The following is a 21,643-nucleotide window of genomic DNA, read 5'->3' on the forward strand; positions in this document are numbered from 1 at the left end:
TTGTTCTGGCGGGGTTATAACACGTTTCGTCGTGAACGCATGCTTAAGCCCGAACGTCGGGTCAGCGACTCAGGCCGACCGCTTTCTTGGCCGCTGCAACAGTGGGAATGGCAAGCTCGCGCGCGCGCGCTGCGCCCGCATCGAGAATGCGGTCGAGCTCCGCGGGATCGCGGCGGAACTCCTCGAGCCGGGCGCGAAGCGGCGAGAGCAGGCCGACCAGCGCATCGGCGAGCACCGGCTTGAAGTCACCGAAGCCCTTGCCGGCATGCTCGGCGAGCACCGCGTCGACGCTGCGATCCTCGATCGCGGCGAGGATGCCGACGAGGTTCTTGGCCTCCGGCCGCGCCTCGAGGCCCTTGGCGGTCTCGGGCAGCGGCTCGGGGTCGGTCTTCGCCTTGCGGACCTTCTGCGCGATCGTGTCGTCGTCGTCGGTCAGGTTGATACGGGTCATGTCGCTTTCCGCCGACTTCGACATCTTCTCGTTGCCGTCGCGCAGCGACATGACGCGGGCTGCCGCGCCGCCGCCGATGAACGGCTCGGGCGCGGTGAACAGCTCGACGCCATAGTCGTTGTTGAACTTCATCGCGATGTCGCGGGCGAGCTCGATATGCTGCTTCTGGTCGTCGCCCACGGGGACATGGGTCGCGTTGTAGAGCATCACGTCGGCAGCCTGGAGGACGGGGTAGGTGTAGAGGCCGACGCTCGCCGTCTCCTTGTTCTTGCCGCTCTTCGCCTTGAACTGCGTCATGCGGTTGAGCCAGCCGATGCGCGCGGTGCAGCCGAGGATCCATTGCAGTTCGGCATGTTCGGGCACCTGGCTGTGAGCGAACAGGGTCGATTTGGCCGGATCGACACCGCTGGCGAGCAAGGCGGCGGCCATCTCGCGGATGTTCGCGCGTAGCTTGGTCGGATCGTTGTAGACCGTGATCGCGTGGAGGTCGGCGAGGAAGAAGAGGCATTCGGCCTCCTCCTGCATGCGCACCCAGCGCAGGATCGCGCCCAGCAGGTTGCCGAGGTGAAGGTCGCCGGTGGGCTGGATGCCCGAAACTACACGCATCTGGGTCATTGGGTGTCCGTGGTCACTTTCTTCTTGCGAAGGAGGATGAGGATATCCTCCTTGTCCATCGCGCCGATCGTCCAGGCGATGGCGAAATAGACGATGCCGCCGACGCCGACCAGCGCGAGCGTGCCGACGAGGCGGCGCCCGACCGAGGCGGCGAACCAGCCGTCGAGCAGGCCGCGCGTCACGTAGATCGCGGCGCCCATCGCGGCGGCCGCGGCGAGCTGCTTGACGAGCCGCGCGGCGAGCCAGCCCTCGAGCCGGAAATGGCCGCGGCGGGCGAGGAGCACGTAGAGGATCAGCGCGTTGAGCCACGCCGCGATCGCGGTCGAAACGGGCAGGACGAGGATACCGTACGTGTCGATCAGCGCGAAGTTGGCGACGACGCCGAGCCCGAGCGTACCCATCGCGACAAACACCGGAGTCTTGACGTCCTTGCGCGCGTAGAAGCCGGGCGCGAGCACCTTGATCATCACGTAGGCGGGAAGCCCGGTGACAAGCAGCGAAAGGACCATCGCGCTGGTTGCGGCATCCTCTGCGGTGAAGCGGCCGCCTTCGAACAGCACGGTCATGATCGGGCCCGCCGCGACCATCAGCGCGATGGTCGCGGGGATGGTCAGCAGCATCGCAAGCTCGGTCGCGCGGCCCTGCACGTTGGCGGCCTGGACCGGCTTGTCCTGCCCGATGAAGCGGCTGATCGAGGGGAGGATGGCGGTGCCGATCGCCGAGCCGACGAGCGCCAGCGGAAGCTGGTTCAGGCGGTCGGCCTGGCTCAGGTAGACATAGCTTCCCTCGGGCAGGCGCGTGGCAAAATAGGCGTAGAACATCTGGCTGACATAATAGCCGCCCGCGCCGAGCATGGCGGGGAGGATGATGACCAGCAGTTCCTTGACGCGCGGGGTCATGCGCGGTGGCAGGATGCGCAGCGTCAGCCCGGCGCGCTTGGTCGCCGCGATCAGCAGGATGAGCTGGAGCACGCCGCCCGCGATCACCGCCCATGCCATCGCGAAGGCGGTGGCGGGCCCGCCGTCGCGCACCAGCAGCAGCGCACCGACGAGGCACACGTTGAGCAGGGTCGGCGCGAAGGCGGCGGCCGTGAAGCGGTGGAGCGAATTGAGGATGCCGCTGAACAGCGACACCATCGCGATGAAGATGAGGTAGGGGAAGGTAATCCGGGTGAGCGCGACCGCGAGCGCGCTCTTTTCCGGATCGTCCGCCCAGCCGGCCGCCGCAACCGCGACAACCGCGGGCATCGCGATCACGAAGATCGCGGTGACGAGGATCAGTGCAGGCAGGAACACCGCCTGCACTTCCTCCGCGAACTTCTTTGCCTCGCTAAGGTCGCCGTCCTCGCCGATGCGGCGCGCGAACAGGGGAACGAAGCCCTGGCTGAACGCGCCCTCGCCGAGGAAGCGGCGAAGGAGGTTGGGAAGGGTGAAGGCCCACACGAACACTTCGGCGGCGGCCGACGCGCCCATCACCCGCGCGAAGATCATCTCGCGGACGAAACCGAGGATGCGGCTGACGAGGGTCAGGCCCCCGATGGTGCCGCCGGCCTTGACCAGGTTCATGCCGGTCTACCCCTTGTGACGATGCGGGTTACGCGTTGCCCGCCGGTTCCTCGCCCGCCGCGGCCATCGCCTGCGCGTTGGCATTGGCCTGCGCCATGTAGGCGGCGCCGAAATCGACCGGGTCGAGCATCAGCGGCGGGAAGCCGGCTTCCTGCGTCGCGGTCGCCAGGATCTGGCGCGCGAACGGGAATAGCATGCGCGGTGCCTCGACCATCAGGTAGGGGTGGAGCTGCTCCTCGGGGAAGTTGCGGATACCGAACAGGCCAGCATAGGACAGGTCGACGACGAAGTGCACGCCTTCTTCCGAGGCGCCGCGCGCCTCGATCTTGAGCACCACTTCGTGGACGTCGTCGGAGACCTTGTTGACGTCGATCTTGAAGTCGAGGTCGATCTTACCCTGGGTGCGGTATTGGTAGACCTGCGGGGCGTTCGGGTTCTCGACCGAAAGGTCCTTCACGTACTGCGCGAGGGTCGCGACCTGCGGTCCGGAAGACTCGGTGGTGCCATTCTGCTGCGGCTGGATGGGCTGCTGCGGGGTTTCGTCGGCCATGATGGAAAAATCGTCCTGATTGGTTGGAAGTCTGAAGAAGCGGATTCGCCCCGTTCGAAGGGGCGATTTCGTCGCTAGCGCGACTAGCAGCAGGGGCGGGGCAAGGCAACTCGGCGCGCCTGCCGAGCGTTCAGGCCTGTTGGTCGTGTTCATCTCTTTGAAACATGGCGCGACCGACACTATGTAGGACTTCGATCGTTTCACCCCGGAAGGTAGTTTCGTTGACCGCCATCGTCATTCTCGCCCTTGTCGCCCTGTTCGTCGGCCTTCGCCTCTACAGCGTGCTGGGAGAGCGTACCGGGCACGAGCAGCCGCTGGTCAAGGAACCCGAAGCGCCGGCGCCCAAGACGGTGCCGGTCCACGCAGCGGGCGAGCCCGGCGGGTTCGACGAATCGAGCATGGCCTACTTGCCGATGGCGGGTCCCGGCGTGCGCGCGCTGATCGCCGCCGACCCTTCCTTCGACGTCGGCAGCTTCCTCGAGGGCGCCGAGGCGGCCTACCGCATGATCCTCGAAGCCTACTGGAAAGGCGACATGAACACGGTTCGCCCGTTCGTCGCCGACAATGTCGCCGACGCCTTCGCCGAGGCGATCGCGCAGCGCGAGGCGCAGAAGCTGACCCTCGACAATCGCCTCGTGGCAGTCGAGCAGGCGCTCATCGCGGCCGCCCAGCTCGACGGAACCATCGCCGAGATCGACGTGCGCTTCGAGGCCGACATCGCCGCGGTCACGCGCAACGAAGCGGGCGACGTCGTCGCCGGCTCGACCAGCGACGCGGTCCAGACGCGCGACCGCTGGACCTTCAAGCGCGATATCGCCGCCGCCGACCCCAACTGGATTCTCGTCGAAACCGACGAGGAGGCATGAGGCTTCGCCTCTCCGCCCTCGCCGGCACGCTGTTCCTGACCGCCTGCGCGACCCGTCCGGTCGCACCGCCTCCGCCCGTCGTTACCGCGCCGAGCGTCCCCGCGAGCGCGCTCGCGCTTGGCGTATCGGTGACGGCCGCCGTGGCGTTGCCGCAGGCCGATGCCGAGCGGGCCCTCTTCTCGTTCCGCCGCAGCTGCCCCAAGCTCCTGGTGCGCGAGGACGTTTCGGGGCTGACCGAGCCCGGCGACTGGGCGCCCCTGTGCGCCGAGGCGGCGGTGGTCGATCCCGCGATGGCCGCGACCTTCTTTGCCACGCGATTTTCCTTCGTGAAGGTCGGCGACGGCAGCGCCTTCGCGACTGGCTATTTCGAGCCCGAGATCGCCGGGTGCCGCATGCCGCGCCCGGGCTGCGACACGCCGATCCACGCCTTGCCCAAGGACCTCACTCGCGGGACCTTCACCGACGGCAGCGGCGAGGGCAGGGGACGCACCGACGAGAATGGCGACTTCGTCCTCTACCACGACCGCGCCGCGATCGATGCGGGGGCGCTTGACGGGCGCGGGCTCGAACTGGCCTATGCGGCCGACCCGGTCGACCTGTTCTTCCTCCACATCCAGGGCTCGGGGCGGGTGCGCTTCGACGACGGCAGCGTAATGCGCATCGGCTATGCCGGGCAGAACGGGCGCAGCTATGTCGCGATCGGCAAGCCAATGAAGGAGCGCGGGCTGATCGACAGCCCGGTCACGATGCAGAAGATCAAGGACTGGCTGCGCGCGAACCCGCGCGAGGGCCGCGCGATCATGGAGGAAAATCCGAGCTACATCTTCTTCCGCGAGCTGACCGGCGAAGGCCCGATCGGGGCGATGGATGTGGCGGTGACGCCGCGCGGGACGGTGGCGGCCGACCCCAGGTTCGTTCCGCTGGGCGCGCCGGTGTGGCTCGATCTCGCCGACACGCTCGGCGACGGACTGTGGGTCGCGCAGGACACGGGCGGCGCGATCAAGGGCGCCAACCGGTTCGACACCTTTTGGGGCGCAGGCCCCGAGGCCGCGGCGATCGCGGGCGGCTTTTCCAAGTCGGGAAGCGCGCTCCTCCTTCTTCCCAAAGGGGCGGCGGCCCGTGCGCAAGCTCAGCGCTGAGGAACAGGCATTGTGGGCCAAGGTGGCGGCAACCATCGAGCCGCTGTCGCGCGACGGGACCGACCGCGCGGTGGCCGCGCCCGAACCCGCTCCCTCGTTGCCCCGCGTACGTCCCGCTCGCAGATCCGCACCGCCGAGCGCACATCGCGCCGCCACGCCGCCGCCGCCGCGCCCGCATCGGGACGCGACGCTCGACGGGGGGTGGGACAAGCGCCTGGCGGGGGGCAAGGTCGCGCCGGACCGGGTGATCGACCTCCACGGCCACCGGCTCGACGATGCCTGGGAGGCAATCGATTTCGGGATCGAGCAGGCGCTGCACGCGGGCGACCGGCTGGTTCTCCTGATTACCGGGCACGCGCCCAGGGGCGAACCGCCGATCGAACGAGGTCGGATTCGCGCCGCGGTCGAGGGGTGGTTGTCGGCCTCGCGCCATGCGGGCGAGATCGCGGCGGTACGGGGCGCGCATCCGCGTCATGGCGGGCGCGGCGCGCTCTACCTGGTCCTGCGGCGCAAGCGCCCGGCGCGGTAACCATCCCCGTTCCGACCGGAAAGTCGGCAAAAAAGCCCCCAATCCTCCACCCTTTCTTAACCCTCTCCGTTTAGGGCTGGTTGCTCGAATTACAGGGGCAGGCCGCAAGGCCCGATGCCGAGCAGGATTTTTCCTTTTCGATGAAGAAGAACGGGACCGCGCAGAAGATCTCGAACGCCATCCTCTCGGGGCTGGCGGGCGTTGCGTCGTTCCTCTTCTCGCTCATCGCGTTCCTCTACATCACCGATTTCAACGAGCAGATCCTGGCCTCTTTGGTGGCGGGCGCCTTCTGCCTGCTGATCTGCTACATCGCCTCGGAGCGCCCCAATTCGGAGAGCGCGCGGGCCCTTTCGGCCCTGGGCGACCGGCTGCTCGCGGTCGAGGACGGCGATTTCGCCACGCCTGCGCCCGCCATTGTGCAGCGCGCCATGCCCGATGTCGCCAAGGCGGTCGATCACCTGTTCGCCGAGGTGCGCGCCTCGATCGAGAATGCCCACGCGTTGGGCATGTACGATCCGGTCACCTCGCTGCCCAACCGGCTCCACTTCCGAGCCGAGGCCGACAAGGCCTTGGGCGAGACCGCCAATGACCGGCTCGCCGCGATGCTGTTTGTCGATCTCGACCGGTTCAAGGGCGTCAACGATAGCCTCGGCCATGCGCGCGGCGACCAGCTTTTGACCATGGTCGCCAACCGCCTGCGCGTCGTCGTCACCGCCGAGATGGAGCAGGTGGGCGGCCAGCGCCCGTTGCTCGCCAGGCTGGCAGGCGACGAGTTCACCATCTTCTTCCCGCGCCTGACCTCGGCCGACCATGCCGGTCGCGTCGCGCGTCGCATCGCGCTCGCGATCGCGGAACCGTTCGAATTGCACGGCCACTCGATCGACATCGGCGCCTCGATCGGCGTTGCGCTGGTGCCCGAGCACGGCACCACCATCGAACAGCTGATGCGCGCGGCCGACATCGCGATGTACCGCGCCAAGGCGCTGGGCGGTGGGCAGCACATCGTCTTTTCCGACGATCTCCTGCGCGAACACGAGGAGAAGATCGCCACCGAACACGCGCTGACCGAAGCGTTGCAGCGCGGCGAATTCGCCATGGCGATGCAGCCGCAGGTCGACCTTGCCACCGGCAAGATGACGGGCGCCGAGGCGCTCCTGCGTTGGAACCATCCGCGCGAGGGACGCCGGCACCCCGACAGCTTCATCGGCATTGCCGAGAAGTCGGGACTGATCGCCGACATCGGCGACTGGGTGATGGCCGAATGCGCCTCGCTGCTTGCCGACTGGGCAAACCGCGGCGAAGCACGACGGCTCGCCTTCAACATCTCGCCGCGCCAGCTCGACCGGGCCGACTTCTTCAACCGGATGCGCACCATCCTCGACGAGCGCGGCGTGCCGCTGAGCCTCGTCGAACTCGAATTCACCGAAACCACCGCGATGCAGTGCAGCCCTGAACAGATCGAGGCGATCGCCCAGCTGCGCGAAGACGGCGCCACCGTGGCGATCGACGATTTCGGAACCGGCTATTCGAACATCGCCCGCCTGCGTGCGATGCCGCTCGACCGGGTCAAGCTCGACCCCTCGCTGATCGCGGACATCGACACCAACGAACAGGCGCGCGAGATCGTCCAGGCGGTCGTCACGCTGATTCACGCGGTCGGCGCCGAGATCGTCGCCGAAGCGGTCGAGACCGAGAGCCAGGCCGAGATCCTGCGCGCCATGGGCTGCCGCACCGTGCAGGGCTACCTCTTCGCCCAGCCGATGGAGCGCGACGAATTCTTCGCGTGGGTCGACGCGTCCGACGAAGCGGCGCGCAACGTCGCCTGACCTAGGCGAACACCTTTTCCACGAACCGCCGGTAGATCCGCGCGAGGCTCGCGATGTCTTCGAGCCGTGCGTGTTCGCCGACCTTGTGCATGCTCGCATTGGGCAGGCCGAAGTCGATCACCGGGCAGATCTTGTGGAAGAAGCGCCCGTCCGACGTGCCGCCCTTGGTCGAGAGTTCGGGAGTAATGCCGGTCTCCTCCTCGATCGCGGCGACCAGCATGTGGGTGAGGGGGCCTTCGGGCGTGAGGAACGCCTCGCCCGAAATGCGCGCGCGAAGATGGGCGTCGGGCGCGATCGAATGGGCAATCTCGCGCACGCGGTCGACCAGCGCTTCGCCGTGGTGGAGGTCGTTGAAGCGGATGTTCAATTGCGCGCTGGCCTCGCCCGGAATGACGTTGGAGGCATGGGTCGGCGTGTCGATGCCCGTGAATTCGAGGTTGGACGGCTGGAAGGCGTCGGTGCCGTCGTCCCAATGCTCGGCCTCGACCGCCGCGATGATTTTCGCCAGTGCGGGAACCGGATTGTCGGCGAGGTGCGGGTAGGCGACGTGGCCCTGGTGGCCGGGCACGGTGATCCACATGTTTACCGACCCGCGGCGGCCCTGCTTGATGGTGTCGCCCAGGCGATCCACCGACGTCGGCTCGCCGATCAGCATCATGTCGGGGCGGATGCCGCGCTCTTCGATCCACTCGATGATCCTCGGGCTGCCATAGGTGGCGTAGCCTTCCTCGTCACCGGTGATCATGAGCGACAGCGTGCCCTTGTGCGGCAGGCCGTCGAGCGCGGCGACGAAGGCGGCGATCGCGCTCTTCATGTCGGTGGCGCCGCGTCCGGTCAGGACACCGTCCTCGATATGCGGTTCGAACGGATCGGTCTCCCAGCCGCCGCCGGGCTCGACCACGTCGAGATGGCCGGCAAAGGCGAGATGGGGCCCGGCCCCGGCCTCGCGGATCGCGACCATGTTCTCGGTCGGGCCGTCGGGCTCCTCGCCCAGCACGAAGCGGTGGACGGTGAAGCCCAGCGGTTCGAGCGCGGCCTGGAGCACGTCGAACACCTCGCCGCGCGCGGGCGTCACGCTGGGAACGCGGATAAGGTCGGCGGCGAGGGCGACGGGATCGATCATCAGGCGTCCTTGTCCGAAGGTTCGTAGGCCTCGATCACCCACGGCTCGTCCTCGGCCAGCTCGATCCACTCGACCACGTGGGGATGGTGGAGGACGGCCTCGGCATAGGTGATCGCGAAGGGCGGCAGCGGGACCTTGTAGGTCACAAAACGGGTGACGACGGGCGCGAACATCATGTCGACCGCGCTCCACGTGCCGAACAGATAGTCGCCGCCCGAGCCGTGACGCGCGCGCGCCTGCGCCCACAGCGTGAGGATTCGCTCGATGTCGGTGCGGACCTCGGCCGAAAGCGGGTGGTCGTCGATCCGGCGGCGCGTGTTCATCGGCAGGTCGCGGCGCAGCGCCATGAAGCTCGAATGCATCTCGGCCGCCATCGAGCGCGCCATCGCGCGCGCATCCGCATCCTCGGGCCAGAAGGTGCCGGGCTCGGCGCGCTCCGCCATCGTCTCGATGATGGCGAGGCTGTCCCACACGACGTTATCGCCGTCCCACAGGATCGGCACCTTGCCGCCGCCCGGCGCGAACTCGTTGCCGCCGCGCGCTTCGTCCCATTCCTTGCCGAACAGCGGCACCACCAGTTCCTCGAATGCGGCGCCCGAGGCCTTGAGAGCGAGCCAGCCGCGCATCGACCAGGACGAATAGGCACGGTTGCCGATGACGAGTTTCATGGGGGACGCGGCTCCTATTGTTCGACGGCCTCGAGGATGGCGGCGCGCAGTTCGGCGAGCCCCATGCCCTTCTCGCTCGAGGTGGCGAAGAGGACGGGGTGGCAGGCGGGATGCTTGGCGGATTCGGTCGCGACCGCTTCTCGTACGCGCTCGAGCTCGCTCGCCTTGACCTTGTCGGCCTTGGTAAGGACGAGGTTGTAGCTGACCGCCGCTTCGTCGAGCATGGTCATCACCTCGCGGTCGACCGGCTTGATCCCGCGGCGCGAATCGATGAGCACGAAAGCGCGCTTCAGGACCGCGCGGCCCTTGAGGTAGCTGTTCACCAGCCGGCGCCAGCGCTCGACCAGCTTGAGCGGCGCTTCCGCGAAGCCGTAGCCCGGCATGTCCACCAGCCGGAACGCGATCGGCTCACCCACGTCGAAGAAGTTGAGTTCCTGCGTGCGACCCGGCGTGTTCGACGTGCGCGCAAGCTTCTTGCGCGCAGTCAGGGCGTTCAGAAGCGAGCTCTTGCCGACGTTCGAACGGCCCGCGAAGGCGATCTCGGGGACGTCCGGATCGGGCAGGAACTTCAGTTCGGGGGCCGACTTCAGGAAGTCGACCTTGCCCGTCAGGAGCTTGCGCGCCCGTTCTTCGAGCGTGTCGGTCACTTCTTCGCCTTCGCCTCGATGATCGTGTCGCCGGCATGCTCGACGTCATACTTGTGATAGAGCCATTTCTGCTGGGCGATGGTGAGGATGTTGGAGGTCACCCAGTAGAGCTGGAGCCCGGCCGCGAACGGCGCCATGATCACCATCAGCACCCACGGCATGATGCCGAAGACCTGCTTCTGGACAGGGTCCATCGGCGCGGGATTGAGTTTGAACTGCAGCCACATCGAGATGCCGAGCAGGATCGGCAGCACGCCGATGGCGAGGAAGCTTGGCGGCGTGAAGTCGAGCAGGCCGAACAAGTTGACCGGGGTCAGCGGATCGGGCGCGGAGAGGTCCTGCAGCCACAGCGCGAACGGCTGGTGGCGCATTTCGACCGACACCATCAGCGTCTTGTAGAGCGCATAGAAGATCGGGATCTGCAGCAGGACCGGCAGGCAGCCCGCAGCCGGGTTGATCTTCTCGGTCTGGTAGAGCTTGAGCATCTCCTGCTGGAGACGCGGCTTGTCGTCCTTGTAGCGTTCCTGGAGCGCCTTCAGCTTGGGCTGGATGCGACGCATGCCGGCCATCGAGCGGAACTGCTTGTTGGCGAGCGGGAAGAGCAGGCCGCGCACGATCACAGTCAGGATGATGATCGCGACGCCGAAATTGCCGGTCGCTTTGAACAGGTAGCGCAAGAGATCGAAGATCGGGCGCATGAACCATTCGAACCAGCCCCAGTCGATCGACTTGGACAGCATCTGGATGCCCTGGTCCTCGTAGGCGTCGAGCCAGCGCTTTTCCTTGGCGCCCGCGAACAGGCGCGCCTCGGTCGTGACCTGGCGACCGGCCGCGACGATCTGCTTCTGGCCGGCATAGTCGGCCTGGAAGGCGCCGGTGCGCTTGTTCTGCTTGAGGCTGGCGGTGACCCGTTCGCCGTCGGCGGGGATCAGCGCGGTGAGCCAGTATTTATCGGTAAAACCGACCCAGCCGCCGGTGCTGTCGAACGTCTCGCCGTTGGGACCCGCTTCCTCGAGACCCTCCCAGTCGATGTCGTAGTTGGCGGCGTCGTTGAACACGCCGACAGGGCCGAGGTGAATGGTCCAGAAGCTCTTCTCGGTGCCGGCCTCGGCGCGGCTGGCGAGTGCATAGGGCTGGACCGCCACGGCGCCGGTGCCGCGATTCTCGACGCGCTGGTCGACGGTGAAGAGGAAGCCGTTGTCGATGGCGACGATCAGTTTGAAGGTCTGGCCGGTGCCATTGCTCCACGACAGGGTGACCGGTTCGCCGGGGACGAGGCGCGACTTGTCGGCGGTCCACTTCGTCGTCGGGCCCGGAGTCTCGATGCCGTCACCCGACCAGCCGAACTGGGCGAAATAGCTCTGCTTGGCACCCGCCGGGGTGAGCAGGCGGATGGGCGGAGTCTCGTCCGAGAGACCCTCGCGATGCTTGATGAGAACGAGATCGTCGATGCGCGCACCGGTCAGGTTGATCGAGCCGTTGAGTTCGGGCGTGTCGATCGCGACGCGGTCGGTGTCGGCGATGACCTGGGCGACTTCGCGCAGCTCGGCAGGGCTGTCAGGGGCGGGGTCGGCCTGTGGCTGGGGAACGGCAACGACTTCGCCTTCGACCACTTCCTGCGTTTGCGGGCCGGAGGTCGGCATGTAGCGATCCGACAGCATCGACCATCCGATCAGCACCAGCGCGCTGAGGACGATCGCGAGGATCATGTTGCGATTGTCGTTCACTCAAATTCTCCGAATTCTCACGGAACGGGGTCGTGCCCCTGTCCCCCCCATGGATGGCAGCGCGCGATGCGCTTGATGGCAAGCCAGCTGCCCTTTGCCGCTCCATAGCGTTCGATGGCGGTGATCGCATAGGCCGAACAGCTCGGCTGGTAGCGACAGGTCGGCGGCAGGATCTTGGACGGCCCCTTCTGCCACGCGCGGGTGGCAAGGATCATGAGCTTGCCGATCACGCGCTTTTCGCCTTGGCGAGCGCGTAGAGAAGGTCGTCGGAAAGCTTGGAAAAATCGCGCTCGATTCCCGAGGCGCGGCCGATCAGGACATGGTCGGCGCCGGCAAGGCCGTGCTCGGCGAGGTGGGCGCGGACCAGTTCGCGGAACCGGCGCTTCATGCGATTGCGCACGACCGCACCGCCAACCTTGCGGCTGACGGTGAGACCGTATCGCATAGTTTGATCGCCGTCCTCGCGGTCGCGGACCAGCAGCACGAACCCCTTGGTGGGGACGCGCTTGCCGCGATTGGCGGCGAGGAAATCCTGCCGCCGCGTAAGCGTGGTTACGCCGACAGCTTCTTGCGGCCCTTGGCGCGGCGCGCCGCGAGGACCTTGCGCCCGCTCGCCGTCGCCATGCGGTTGCGGAACCCGTGACGCCGCTTGCGGACGAGGTTGCTCGGCTGGAAAGTGCGCTTCATGGCTCATGCCCTTACGAAAGAATGAAAAAGGGCCGCTTGGCGCGGCCTCGTTGGGGGCGCGGATAGGCAAAGTTGTGCACGAAGTCAATTGCCCGATCCGCCCTCGTTGCGAGAACCGCGTTTTTCCGCCTTGCGGAGTGCCTCGCGGCGCTGGGCGGAGCGGCGGCGCAGGCCCCAGTCGGTCCATCGACCCGCCTCGGGCTGCCAGCGCTTGAAGCGGACATATTGACGGCGCGCCCACTTCGAGGTGCGTAGCATCAGCGCGAGACCCGCCGCCGCGACGAAGACGCCGCCGGGGCCGGGCAGCGCGCCGACCACGGGCGAGGCGATCAAGAGGACCACGCCGACGAGGAACACGACGGTCCGTGCCGGCTCGTTGTCGACCCACTTGTTACGCTCGCCCGCCATGGCGCCCATGTGGGTCGCGCGGGCGCGCACGACAAGGGGCAATTCGACGAGATGTGCGGAAAGATCGCGCACGGACTTGCCAACCGTTACGCTTGCGATAGGATCGCGGGTGCCGAGCCAGGAGGAACGTGCTTCATTCCCAGGCGATCCGCTGATGGTCGCGACTGCCATGACGGTGGCCTATCTCGGCCTCGAGGCGCGCAGCGTCGAGGTGCAGGTGCAGTTGTCGGCCGGCCTTCCCGCCTTCGTCATCGTCGGGTTGCCCGACAAGGCCGTCGCCGAGAGCCGCGAGCGGGTGCGCGCGGCACTCAACGCGGTCGGGCTTGCGCTCCCGCCCAAGCGGATCACGGTCAATCTGTCGCCTGCCGACCTGCCCAAGGAAGGCTCGCACTACGATCTGCCGATCGCGCTGGCGCTGCTTGCGGCGCTGGGGGCGCTCGATGCGGAAATGCTCGCCGACTATGTCGTAGTGGGCGAGCTCGGGCTCGACGGAAGGCTCGCGGCCTCGCCCGGCGTGCTGCTCGCCGCGCTCCATGCGTCGGAGACGGGGCGGGGGCTGGTGTGCCCCGCAGCGCAGGGGCCTGAGGCGGCTTGGGCGGGCAATGTCGAGGTGCTGGCCGCGCCCGACCTCCTCGCGCTGACCGCACATTTCAAGGGCACGTGCCTGCTGCCTGCGCCCCAGCCGGGCGACGCCGAGCCCCTGGGCGAGGGGCCCGACCTCAAGCAAGTGAAAGGCCAGGAGACCGCCAAGCGCGCGCTCGAGATCGCAGCGGCGGGCGGGCATAATCTCCTGATGAGCGGGCCGCCCGGGTCGGGCAAGTCGATGCTCGCGGCGTGCCTTCCCTCGATCCTGCCACCGCTCGATTCGTCGGAAGCGCTCGAAGTCTCGATGATCGCGAGCGTGTCGGGAACGCTCGAGGGCGGGAGGCTCAAGCGGCGGCGCCCGTTCCGCAGCCCGCACCACTCGGCCTCGATGCCCGCGCTGGTCGGCGGCGGGCTGAAGGTCCGGCCGGGCGAGATCAGCCTCGCGCATCTCGGCGTCCTGTTTCTCGACGAACTTCCGGAATTCCAGCGGCCGGTGCTCGACAGTCTCCGCCAGCCGCTGGAGACCGGGCGGGTGAGCGTGGCGCGCGCCAACGCGCACGTCACCTATCCCGCCCGGGTGCAGCTCGTCGCGGCAATGAACCCGTGTCGCTGCGGGCACCTCGGCGATCCCGCACGTGCGTGCAGCCGCGCGCCGCGCTGCGCGGCCGACTATCAGGCGCGCATTTCGGGGCCGCTGCTCGATCGCATCGACATGAGCGTCGAAGTGGGCGCGGTCAGCGCTGCCGACCTGTCGTTACCCCCGCCAGCCGAAGGAAGCGCGGAGGTCGCCGCGCGCGTCGGCGAGGCGCGGGCGAGGCAGCGCCAGCGCTGCAACGGGTCGGGAATGCGCACCAATGCGGAGCTGGAAGGCGAAGCGCTCGAGGCGGCGGCGACGCCCGACGAACCCGGACGGCGCCTGCTGACCGAGGCGTCGGCAGCGATGGGCCTGTCGGCGCGCGGCTACCACCGCGTGCTGCGCGTGGCGCGGACCATCGCGGATCTCGCGGGCGCGGTCGAGGTGGGGCGGATCCACGTCGCCGAGGCGCTCAGCTACCGTCACCAGGCGCCGCGGGCGTGACGTCTAGCGCCTGGGGAAACACTGGTCGGCGATGGCGGCGATGTGGCGGTGGTCGGTGCCGCAGCACCCGCCCAGCACCTTGAGGTGCGCGAAGCGCTGCATCAGGGCACGATGCTGGCCGCCGAGTTCGTCGGGATTGCCGTCGTCGAGCACTTCCATCTCGTTGAGTTCGGCATGGCTCATGCGCGAGGCGTTGGCGCGAAGCCCCATCAGGCGCGGCGCCCAGTCGGCGTCGGCGTCGAGGACCGCGTCGAAATGATCGGGATGGGCGCAATTGACCATGTAGTAGGCAGGATAGCTGTCGGTGGCCGCGTCGACCGCGCGGATGGCATCGCCCAGCGTCACGCCTTCGGGCAGCCGGCCGTCCGTCTCCACCGTGAAGCTGATCGCGCAGGGTACGCCCGCGTCATGCGCGGCCAGCGCCACCCCTGCGGCCTCGTTGACGTTGGTCATGGTGATCGCGGTGATCATCTCCGCCCCGGCATGGGCGAGAATGCCCGCCTGCCAGCGGTGATATTCGCGTGCCTGCTCGATCGTCATCGCCTCCCCCGGGACATAGCCGTCGCCGCGCGGCCCGACCTGGCCCGAGATGACGATCGGCAGGCGGCCGGCATAGGCGGCGCGCAGGTCGCGCATCATGTCGATCGCAGCGACATTGCGCGCCTCCAGCTCGTCGCGCGAAAGCCCGAGGCGCGGGGCCCAGTCGGGACTGGCGCGCCATGACGGGCTTTCGAGGATGAAGCCGACCCCGTGCCGCTCGGCCGTGTCGAGATAGGGCCGGTAATAGTCCTTGAGCGCCTTGATGCGCTCGGGGCTCGAGAACATCGTGCTCGAGGAGAATTCGGGCAGGTCGAAGCCGTGGTTGAAGATGAGGTCGGTTTCGAGCCCGCCGTCGGTGAGGAAGGGGCGTTCGAGCTGGGGTAGCGACATGACTGCACTCCGGGTCTGTCCTGGCGGGGCATCATAGCACATCGCGCGCGACGCCGCTTAAACGGTTGAACCCACCGGCAGCCTGCACTAGCTAGGCCGCGCCCTGCCTCCGTGGCGGAATTGGTAGACGCGCTCGACTCAAAATCGAGTTTCGAAAGAAGTGTCGGTTCGAGTCCGACCGGAGGTACCAGGGCCTGCGCCGCAACGCTGTGTCGTCGCGGCCACGATTTTTAATTACGCATCCGCAACCCTTCTAGCGCGCCTGCCGTGCGGCTAGGGTGGCGGCATGACCACCAACCCCGCGCGCCCGGGCGAATCGCCGCTCCATCCCGACGACCAGCACACGCTCGAGGTGAAGCGCGTGCGGCTGCTCGCCGCGCTGGCGCTGTTCGGCGGGACCGGGCTGATCCTCGCGCTACCCTTCGCGCTCAGGGCAGGGGCCGAATTCTTCCTGCCGGTGACCGCGGCGATGGTGATCGCGATCGCGCTGGTGCCGCTGCTCCAGTGGTTCGAGCGGCGGGGCCTTCCCTCGTGGCTTGCCGCGCTGATCAGCCTCGTCCTGTTCCTGGCGTTCGCGACCTTCGTCGTCGCCTCGATCGTGCTGCCCGCGATCGACTGGTTTGCGCTGCTGCCCGACCGGATCGACCGGGTGCGCAGCGCGCTGGCGCCGATCCTCGAATTTTACGCGACCATCGACACGTTCATCGAAAATGTGTTCGTCCAACTGGCCGGGGGCTCGCCGGGGCAGACGGTGACGATCGAGACGCCCAACAGCCTACTAGACCTGTTCGCCACCTCGGCGCCGTTCGCGGTCATCCAGTTCTTCTTCGCGACGTTGCTGGTGTTCTTCCTCCTCGCCGGGTGGACCGCGATGCGCGAGCGCACGATCGTCTCGCGCGGGAGCTTCGAGGGGGCGCTGACCACCGCGCGGGTGATCCAGCAGGTAGTCGAGGCGACCTCGACCTATCTCGGCACGATCAGCCTCGTGAACCTGACCTTGGGCGCGATCACTGCGGGCGTCCTGTGGGCGCTCAACATGGATTCGCCCGTGATGTGGGGCGGGATCGTCGCGGTGCTCAACTTCATCCCCTATCTGGGACCGATCGCGTCCGCGCTGCTGCTCGGGCTCGGCGGGCTGATGAGCTTCGTCGACCCGTGGGCGGCGCTGCTTCCTCCGCTGATCTTCATCGGGCTGCACACGGTCGAGGCCAACCTCATCACGCCGCTTCTCGTGGGCAAGAGGGTGAGCGTGTCGCCGCTCCTCATCCTCCTCTCGCTGAGCTTCTGGGCGTGGGTGTGGGGGACCACCGGCGCGCTGCTCGCCATTCCGCTCCTGATCATCATCAAGACGGTGTTCGCCGCCGCCGGGACGCCCGACATTGCGGGCTTCCTGTTCGAGGAGGGAACGCTCACCCATGCCGGCGAGGACGAGGAAAAAGACGATTGAGGCGCAAAAAGCGCGCTTAGCGTGTTGACAGGGTCAAGACCCTCTCCTAATTGCGCCGCCACACACCAAGCGGGTGTAGCTCAGTTGGTTAGAGCGCCGGCCTGTCACGCCGGAGGTCGCGGGTTCGAGCCCCGTCACTCGCGCCACTTTTTCCGTTAGGAATCAGCGGCTAAGAAGCGGTCCTTCGGGGCCGCTTTTTTCGTATCGACGATCCGCTCAGGAGCGGAAGCGACCCGTTTCCATCCACATCAGGACGCGCTTGAGGGGCAGGATCCAGACCAGCCCGGCGACGAGGTAGAAGAGCGCCTGGATGAGCACCGGCCAGCTCGAGATCGCGTCCGCGAAGGACACGATCGCGGCGGTCCAGGCGATGATCCACACGACGATGCCGGCCATGCCGACGAGCTGGCGCGGGTTGGGCTGGTGTTCAGGCGTCATCGGCCTCGCCGAACCATTCGAGGAACCGCGGACAGGCGAAGCCGTCGAGCGCGACGTCCCACTCGTCGGCGGGAATCGCATCGTCGATGCGCTGCACCTTCCAGCCGAGCCCGACGAAGCGCGCCCGGCCGCGTTCGAGCCCGGCGAGCGCGCGGTCGTAATGACCCTTGCCCTGGCCGAGCCGCGTGCCGTCCGGTCCGCAGGCGATCAGCGGCACGAGCACGAGGTCGGGAATGACCTCGGGCGCGTCGGGGCCGGGTTGCTGGATGCGGTGGGGGCCGGGCATGACCGGGTCGCCGGCCCGAAATCGGAAAGTGTCGCTGCCGTGGTCGAAGGCCGGGTAGGCGATGGTCTTGCCGAGCCGACGGGCGCGGGCCAGTAGCGGGGCGGGGGAAATCTCGGTGCCGATAGGCACGTAGGCGGCGACGATGGTCGCGCCGGCGACGATCGCGGAGAGATGCTCGGCAAGCTGTTCTTCGAGCGCGTGGCGCGTTTCTATCCCGAGCGAGGAGACGTGCGCCATGCGCGCCTTGCGCACCGCGCGTCGCAGCGCGTCCTTTTCCGATCGGGGCGTGGGTGACGGGACCGCCATGGTCGTTTGCCTCTGTATCCTCTGACGCCAAAACGTCAGGTGGGCGCCATGTATCCCGAACCAGGGTCCGGGTAGGGACGGCTCCCTAGGATGTAGAAAGCCTCAGGGATAGTCGAACGCTCGTGCCAGGCAGAACCCGTCGAGGCGCATTTAGTGCGCACCGGCCCCGCTCTCAAGTGCCGAAGCGATGGATTCGAGTTTTTCCGCAAGGGCTTCGGCGGCCATCGCCACCTGAGGATCGGTCTCTGCGCCGGCCACGGCGGCCTCGCCCGGACCCTCGTTCATCTGGTCGGCAAGCAGTAGCGCGGCGAAAAAAAACTGGCGTGCCTCGGTCAGCGTGCCGAGCCCGGCGATGGCCTCGCGGCACTTGGCGTCGACGAGGCGACCGGCGGCGCGCAGGTTCTCCTCTTCCCCGTCGCGGCAACGGACCTGGTAGGGACGGCCGCAAATGGTGAGTTCGACGTCAGCCATCAGTGTCCCTCCGCGTCGGCGAGCAGCCGGTCGAGATCGGCGAGGATGGGGCCGAGCTTGCGGCGCAGCGCGTCGTCGGAAGCGTCCGCATTCTCGGCGGGACGGGCGGCCAGCGCCGATTCGATCCGCGCGGCGGCTTGGCGGGCCCTTTCGAGGGCGGCGAGGAGACGGGCGTCACTCATCGGTCAATACGCCTACGCAATGGAGCGGGCCTCGGCAAGTCGGTCCGGGTGCGGTTGACCATTGCGGGTTGTCCCGCGATAGCGGGGCGCACGTCCGGCGGGCGATTCTCCCCGGCGGTCCAACCATGGAGAGCGCATGCCGACCCAACGCCGTCTCGCCAACGCCATCCGGGCCCTGGCGATGGACGCGGTCCAGGCCGCCAATTCCGGTCACCCGGGCATGCCCATGGGCATGGCCGATGCCGCGACCGTGCTGTTCACCCAGCATCTGAAGTTCGATCCGACCGATCCGCATTGGCCTGATCGCGACCGCTTCGTGCTGTCGGCGGGGCACGGCTCGATGCTGATCTACGCGCTCCTGCACCTGACCGGCTACGCGCGTCCGACGATGGACGACATCAAGAATTTTCGCCAGCTCGGCAGCCCGTGCGCGGGGCACCCCGAGAATTTCGAACTGGCGGGCGTCGAGACGACCACCGGTCCGCTCGGGCAGGGGCTGGCGACCGCGGTCGGCATGGCGATCGCCGAGCGTCACCTGAACGCGGCCTATGGCGAGGCGCTAGTCAACCACCATACGTATGTCATCGCGGGCGACGGTTGCTTGATGGAAGGCATCAACCACGAAGCCGTGGGCCTTGCCGGGCACCTCGAACTCGGGCGGCTGATCGTTCTGTGGGACGACAACCGCATCACCATCGACGGACCGACCGACCTGTCGCGCCGCGAGGACGTGATGGCGCGCCACGAGGCGATGGGCTGGCACACGGTCGAATGCGACGGGCACCGTGCCTCGAGCGTCCACGACGCGATCGAGGAGGCCAAGGCAAGTCCCAAGCCTTCGCTGATCCGCTGCAAGACGATCATCGGGTTCGGCGCACCCACCAAGCAGGGCACGGCGGCGACGCACGGCGCTCCGTTGGGCGCTGACGAGATCGCGGCAGCACGCGAAGAACTGGGCTGGGATGCCGAGCCGTTCGTCATTCCCGACGACGTCGCCGAGGAGTGGCGCGCTGCAGGCAAGCGCCACGCCGACACGCGCAAGGCGTGGGAAGAGCGAGTTTCAAACCACGAGAAGGGCGAGGAATTCCTCGCGCGCATGGACGGCAAGCTTGACGACAGCTGGCTCGCGCCGCTGCTCGACGACCTGGTCGCCAAGGCGCCCAAGATGGCGACCCGCAAGGCGAGCGAAGTCGCCCTCGAAGCAATTAACGCGGTGGTGCCTTCGACGATCGGCGGGTCGGCCGACCTGACCGGCTCGAACAATACCAAGACGGGCGACCTCGGCGTGCTCGACCGGTCGAACTATGGCGGGCGCTACATCTATTACGGCATCCGCGAGTTCGGCATGGCCGCGGCGATGAACGGCATGGCGCTGCACGGGGGCGTGCTTCCCTATGGCGGCACGTTCCTCGTCTTCTCCGACTACAGCCGCGGCGCGATCCGCCTCGGCGCCTTGCAGGGCGCGAAGGTCGTCCACGTGATGACCCATGACAGTATCGGGCTGGGCGAGGACGGCCCCACGCACCAGCCGATCGAGCACCTCCAGTCGCTGCGCGCGATGCCGGGACTCAACGTATATCGCCCTGCCGACGGGGTCGAGACGGCGGAAGCCTGGGCGGACGCGCTGGCAAGCGACGGGCCGAGCCTGATCGCCCTGTCGCGGCAGAACCTGCCCGCGGTGCGGCTCGAGAAGGCGGGCGAGAACCTGTCGGCCAGGGGTGGCTATCGCCTCAAGGCTGCGGGCAAGGATCGCCGCGTCATCCTCATCGCGACGGGTTCGGAAACGCACGTCGCGCTCGAGGTCGCCGAGAAGCTCGAGGCCAAGGGGGTCGGCGCCGACGTCGTCTCGATGGTCTCGACCGACCGGTTCGACGCGCAGGACGACGCCTATCGCCATGACATCCTGCCCGACGTTTCCAACACCAAGGTGCTGCGCGTCTCGATCGAGGCGGGCACGACCTTCGGCTGGGAACGCTACACCGGCATCCACGGCATGAACTTCGGCATCGACCGGTTCGGCGCGAGCGCCCCGGCCGAGGCTCTGTACGAGAAATTCGGCCTCACCGCCGATCAGATCACCCCCAAAATCCTGGAGAAACTGGGACTATGACCACCAAAGTCGCCATCAATGGCTTCGGCCGCATCGGCCGCCTCGTCGCTCGCGCCCTGCTCGAGCGAACCGATCACGATCTCGAACTGGTCGCGATCAACGATCTTGCCGACGCCAATTCGAACGCGCTGCTGTTCCAGTATGACAGCACGCACGGGCGCTTCCCGGGCAAGGTCGAAGTCGACGGCGACGCGATCCGCGTGAACGGCAAGACCATCCAGGTCACCAAGGAGCGCGAGCCGGGCAAGCTTCCGCACGGCGACATGGGCATCGACATCGTGCTCGAGTGCACCGGCTTCTTCCAGTCGGTCGACGCGGCTAGCCCGCACCTCGACGCCGGTGCCAAGCGCGTCCTCATCTCGGCGCCGGCCAAGGGCGACCTCAAGACGGTCGTCTACGGCGTCAACCACGACGTCCTGACCGCCGACGACATGATCGTCTCGAACGCCAGCTGCACCACCAACTGCCTCGCCCCGGTGGCCAAGGTCCTCCACGACCTCGTGGGGATCGAGCGCGGCTTCATGACCACGGTCCACAGCTACACCAACGACCAGCGCATGCTCGACCAGATGCATTCGGACATGCGCCGGGCGCGCGGCGGGGCGCAGAACATGATCCCGACCACCACCGGCGCGGCGCGCGCGGTTGGTCTCGTGCTCCCCGAGTTGAACGGCAAGCTCGACGGGTCGTCGGTGCGCGTGCCGACCCCCAACGTGTCGCTGATCGACCTCGTCTTCACGCCCGGTCGCGACACCAGCGCGGACGAGATCAACGCGGCGCTCAAGTCGGCTGCCGAAGGGCCGATGAAGGGCGTGCTCGACTTCACCGCGCAGCCGCTCGTCTCGAGCGACTTCAACCACCACCCGGCCTCCTCGACGGTCGACAGCCTCGAGACCGCGGTCCTGGAAGGCAAGCTCGCGCGCGTCGTCAGCTGGTACGACAACGAATGGGGCTTCTCGAACCGCATGATCGACACGGCGGGCGTGATGGCGGGGCTGCTGTAAGTACG

At 67.6% G+C, this 21,643-nt stretch carries 23 protein-coding genes, 2 tRNA genes and 1 pseudogene; 10 read left to right on the plus strand and 16 right to left on the minus strand.

The window, feature by feature from the left end; all coding sequences use genetic code 11:
• Positions 1 to 61: 61 nt before the first annotated feature.
• From trpS to secB, 3 genes are read right to left on the minus strand one after another with little or no spacing between them, the layout of a single operon-like run.
• Complete coding sequence (gene trpS / locus NNY25_RS06240) at positions 62 to 1,057, minus strand: tryptophan--tRNA ligase (RefSeq protein ID WP_265571493.1); 996 nt, start codon at positions 1,055 to 1,057, stop codon at positions 62 to 64.
• A 5-nt stretch (positions 1,058 to 1,062) separates the two neighbouring features.
• Positions 1,063 to 2,631, minus strand: a complete 1,569-nt coding sequence (murJ, locus tag NNY25_RS06245) for a murein biosynthesis integral membrane protein MurJ (protein ID WP_265570490.1) — start codon at positions 2,629 to 2,631, stop codon at positions 1,063 to 1,065.
• Between the two features lie 28 nt (positions 2,632 to 2,659).
• The gene (gene secB, locus NNY25_RS06250; protein WP_265570491.1) at positions 2,660 to 3,181 is read right to left on the minus strand and encodes a protein-export chaperone SecB; all 522 of its coding nucleotides are present in this window, start codon (positions 3,179 to 3,181) and stop codon (positions 2,660 to 2,662) included.
• A 221-nt stretch (positions 3,182 to 3,402) separates the two neighbouring features.
• On the opposite strand from secB, the gene NNY25_RS06255 reads away from it, so the two are divergent.
• The 4 genes from NNY25_RS06255 to NNY25_RS06270 all read left to right on the plus strand — a co-directional run bounded on the left by NNY25_RS06255 (position 3,403) and on the right by NNY25_RS06270 (position 7,541).
• Positions 3,403 to 4,047, plus strand: a complete 645-nt coding sequence (locus NNY25_RS06255; RefSeq protein ID WP_265570492.1) for a Tim44/TimA family putative adaptor protein — start codon at positions 3,403 to 3,405, stop codon at positions 4,045 to 4,047.
• Positions 4,044 to 5,186 (plus strand): murein transglycosylase A, encoded by a 1,143-nt coding sequence (gene mltA, locus NNY25_RS06260; protein WP_265570493.1) that lies wholly within the window; start codon positions 4,044 to 4,046, stop codon positions 5,184 to 5,186. Before NNY25_RS06255 ends, mltA begins: the two co-directional genes overlap by 4 nt.
• On the plus strand, positions 5,167 to 5,715 hold the full coding sequence (locus tag NNY25_RS06265; protein WP_265570494.1) for a Smr/MutS family protein: 549 nt from the start codon (positions 5,167 to 5,169) through the stop codon (positions 5,713 to 5,715). Before mltA ends, NNY25_RS06265 begins: the two co-directional genes overlap by 20 nt.
• Positions 5,716 to 5,855: 140 nt before the next feature.
• A complete protein-coding gene (locus tag NNY25_RS06270) occupies positions 5,856 to 7,541 on the plus strand; it encodes a putative bifunctional diguanylate cyclase/phosphodiesterase (RefSeq protein WP_265570495.1) in 1,686 nt (561 codons plus the stop codon).
• A 1-nt stretch (position 7,542) separates the two neighbouring features.
• Here NNY25_RS06270 and dapE read toward each other — a convergent pair whose 3' ends face one another.
• The 8 genes and pseudogenes from dapE to NNY25_RS06310 all read right to left on the minus strand — a co-directional run bounded on the left by dapE (position 7,543) and on the right by NNY25_RS06310 (position 12,873).
• Positions 7,543 to 8,664, minus strand: coding sequence for a succinyl-diaminopimelate desuccinylase (dapE, locus tag NNY25_RS06275; protein WP_265570496.1), 1,122 nt, complete (start codon positions 8,662 to 8,664; stop codon positions 7,543 to 7,545).
• A complete protein-coding gene (locus tag NNY25_RS06280) occupies positions 8,664 to 9,332 on the minus strand; it encodes a glutathione S-transferase family protein (protein ID WP_265570497.1) in 669 nt (222 codons plus the stop codon). Before NNY25_RS06280 ends, dapE begins: the two co-directional genes overlap by 1 nt.
• Before the next feature lie 14 nt (positions 9,333 to 9,346).
• Positions 9,347 to 9,979 (minus strand): ribosome biogenesis GTP-binding protein YihA/YsxC, encoded by a 633-nt coding sequence (gene yihA / locus NNY25_RS06285; protein ID WP_265570498.1) that lies wholly within the window; start codon positions 9,977 to 9,979, stop codon positions 9,347 to 9,349.
• Positions 9,976 to 11,706, minus strand: a complete 1,731-nt coding sequence (yidC, locus tag NNY25_RS06290; protein ID WP_265570499.1) for a membrane protein insertase YidC — start codon at positions 11,704 to 11,706, stop codon at positions 9,976 to 9,978. Before yidC ends, yihA begins: the two co-directional genes overlap by 4 nt.
• Before the next feature lie 17 nt (positions 11,707 to 11,723).
• A complete protein-coding gene (gene yidD / locus NNY25_RS06295; protein ID WP_265570500.1) occupies positions 11,724 to 11,936 on the minus strand; it encodes a membrane protein insertion efficiency factor YidD in 213 nt (70 codons plus the stop codon).
• Positions 11,933 to 12,244: pseudogene (rnpA, locus tag NNY25_RS06300) on the minus strand (ribonuclease P protein component); the annotation flags it as partial. The gene yidD and the pseudogene rnpA, both read right to left, overlap by 4 nt.
• 14 nt (positions 12,245 to 12,258) lie before the next feature.
• Complete coding sequence (rpmH, locus tag NNY25_RS06305) at positions 12,259 to 12,393, minus strand: 50S ribosomal protein L34 (protein WP_265571495.1); 135 nt, start codon at positions 12,391 to 12,393, stop codon at positions 12,259 to 12,261.
• An 84-nt stretch (positions 12,394 to 12,477) separates the two neighbouring features.
• A complete protein-coding gene (locus NNY25_RS06310; RefSeq protein ID WP_265570501.1) occupies positions 12,478 to 12,873 on the minus strand; it encodes a hypothetical protein in 396 nt (131 codons plus the stop codon).
• A gap of 82 nt (positions 12,874 to 12,955) precedes the next feature.
• Between NNY25_RS06310 and NNY25_RS06315 the strand changes: the two genes are divergently transcribed.
• Positions 12,956 to 14,464, plus strand: a complete 1,509-nt coding sequence (locus NNY25_RS06315; protein WP_265570502.1) for a YifB family Mg chelatase-like AAA ATPase — start codon at positions 12,956 to 12,958, stop codon at positions 14,462 to 14,464.
• Positions 14,465 to 14,467: 3 nt separating this feature from the next.
• Here the strand turns inward: NNY25_RS06315 and NNY25_RS06320 are convergent, their stop codons facing one another.
• A complete protein-coding gene (locus tag NNY25_RS06320; RefSeq protein ID WP_265570503.1) occupies positions 14,468 to 15,394 on the minus strand; it encodes a homocysteine S-methyltransferase family protein in 927 nt (308 codons plus the stop codon).
• 105 nt (positions 15,395 to 15,499) lie between these two features.
• Between NNY25_RS06320 and NNY25_RS06325 the strand changes: the two genes are divergently transcribed.
• The 3 genes from NNY25_RS06325 to NNY25_RS06335 all read left to right on the plus strand — a co-directional run bounded on the left by NNY25_RS06325 (position 15,500) and on the right by NNY25_RS06335 (position 16,987).
• Positions 15,500 to 15,584, plus strand: a tRNA-Leu gene (locus NNY25_RS06325).
• Positions 15,585 to 15,680: 96 nt separating this feature from the next.
• Positions 15,681 to 16,841 (plus strand): AI-2E family transporter, encoded by a 1,161-nt coding sequence (locus NNY25_RS06330; RefSeq protein ID WP_265570504.1) that lies wholly within the window; start codon positions 15,681 to 15,683, stop codon positions 16,839 to 16,841.
• Positions 16,842 to 16,910: 69 nt separating this feature from the next.
• A tRNA-Asp gene (locus NNY25_RS06335) sits at positions 16,911 to 16,987 on the plus strand.
• Positions 16,988 to 17,057: 70 nt separating this feature from the next.
• Here the strand turns inward: NNY25_RS06335 and NNY25_RS06340 are convergent.
• The 4 genes from NNY25_RS06340 to NNY25_RS06355 all read right to left on the minus strand — a co-directional run bounded on the left by NNY25_RS06340 (position 17,058) and on the right by NNY25_RS06355 (position 18,524).
• Complete coding sequence (locus NNY25_RS06340; RefSeq protein ID WP_265570505.1) at positions 17,058 to 17,279, minus strand: DUF2842 domain-containing protein; 222 nt, start codon at positions 17,277 to 17,279, stop codon at positions 17,058 to 17,060.
• Positions 17,269 to 17,871, minus strand: a complete 603-nt coding sequence (locus NNY25_RS06345) for a 5-formyltetrahydrofolate cyclo-ligase (RefSeq protein ID WP_265570506.1) — start codon at positions 17,869 to 17,871, stop codon at positions 17,269 to 17,271. Before NNY25_RS06345 ends, NNY25_RS06340 begins: the two co-directional genes overlap by 11 nt.
• Positions 17,872 to 18,021: 150 nt before the next feature.
• Entirely contained in the window at positions 18,022 to 18,342 is a 321-nt protein-coding gene (locus NNY25_RS06350) for a cell division protein ZapA (protein ID WP_265570507.1), read from the minus strand.
• Positions 18,342 to 18,524: a hypothetical protein gene (locus NNY25_RS06355; RefSeq protein WP_265570508.1), complete on the minus strand. Its 183-nt coding sequence runs from the start codon at positions 18,522 to 18,524 to the stop codon at positions 18,342 to 18,344. The genes NNY25_RS06350 and NNY25_RS06355 overlap by 1 nt, the downstream gene beginning before the upstream one ends.
• Before the next feature lie 136 nt (positions 18,525 to 18,660).
• Here NNY25_RS06355 and tkt point away from each other — a divergent pair, with 136 nt between their 5' ends.
• Together tkt and gap are read left to right on the plus strand one after the other, a co-directional pair.
• Positions 18,661 to 20,634: a transketolase gene (tkt, locus tag NNY25_RS06360; RefSeq protein ID WP_265570509.1), complete on the plus strand. Its 1,974-nt coding sequence runs from the start codon at positions 18,661 to 18,663 to the stop codon at positions 20,632 to 20,634.
• Positions 20,631 to 21,638, plus strand: a complete 1,008-nt coding sequence (gene gap / locus NNY25_RS06365; RefSeq protein ID WP_265570510.1) for a type I glyceraldehyde-3-phosphate dehydrogenase — start codon at positions 20,631 to 20,633, stop codon at positions 21,636 to 21,638. Before tkt ends, gap begins: the two co-directional genes overlap by 4 nt.
• Positions 21,639 to 21,643 lie beyond the last annotated feature (5 nt).

It is taken from the genome of Sphingomicrobium nitratireducens (genome assembly GCF_026157035.1).
In the GTDB taxonomy this organism is placed as follows: Bacteria; Pseudomonadota; Alphaproteobacteria; order Sphingomonadales; family Sphingomonadaceae; genus Sphingomicrobium; species Sphingomicrobium nitratireducens.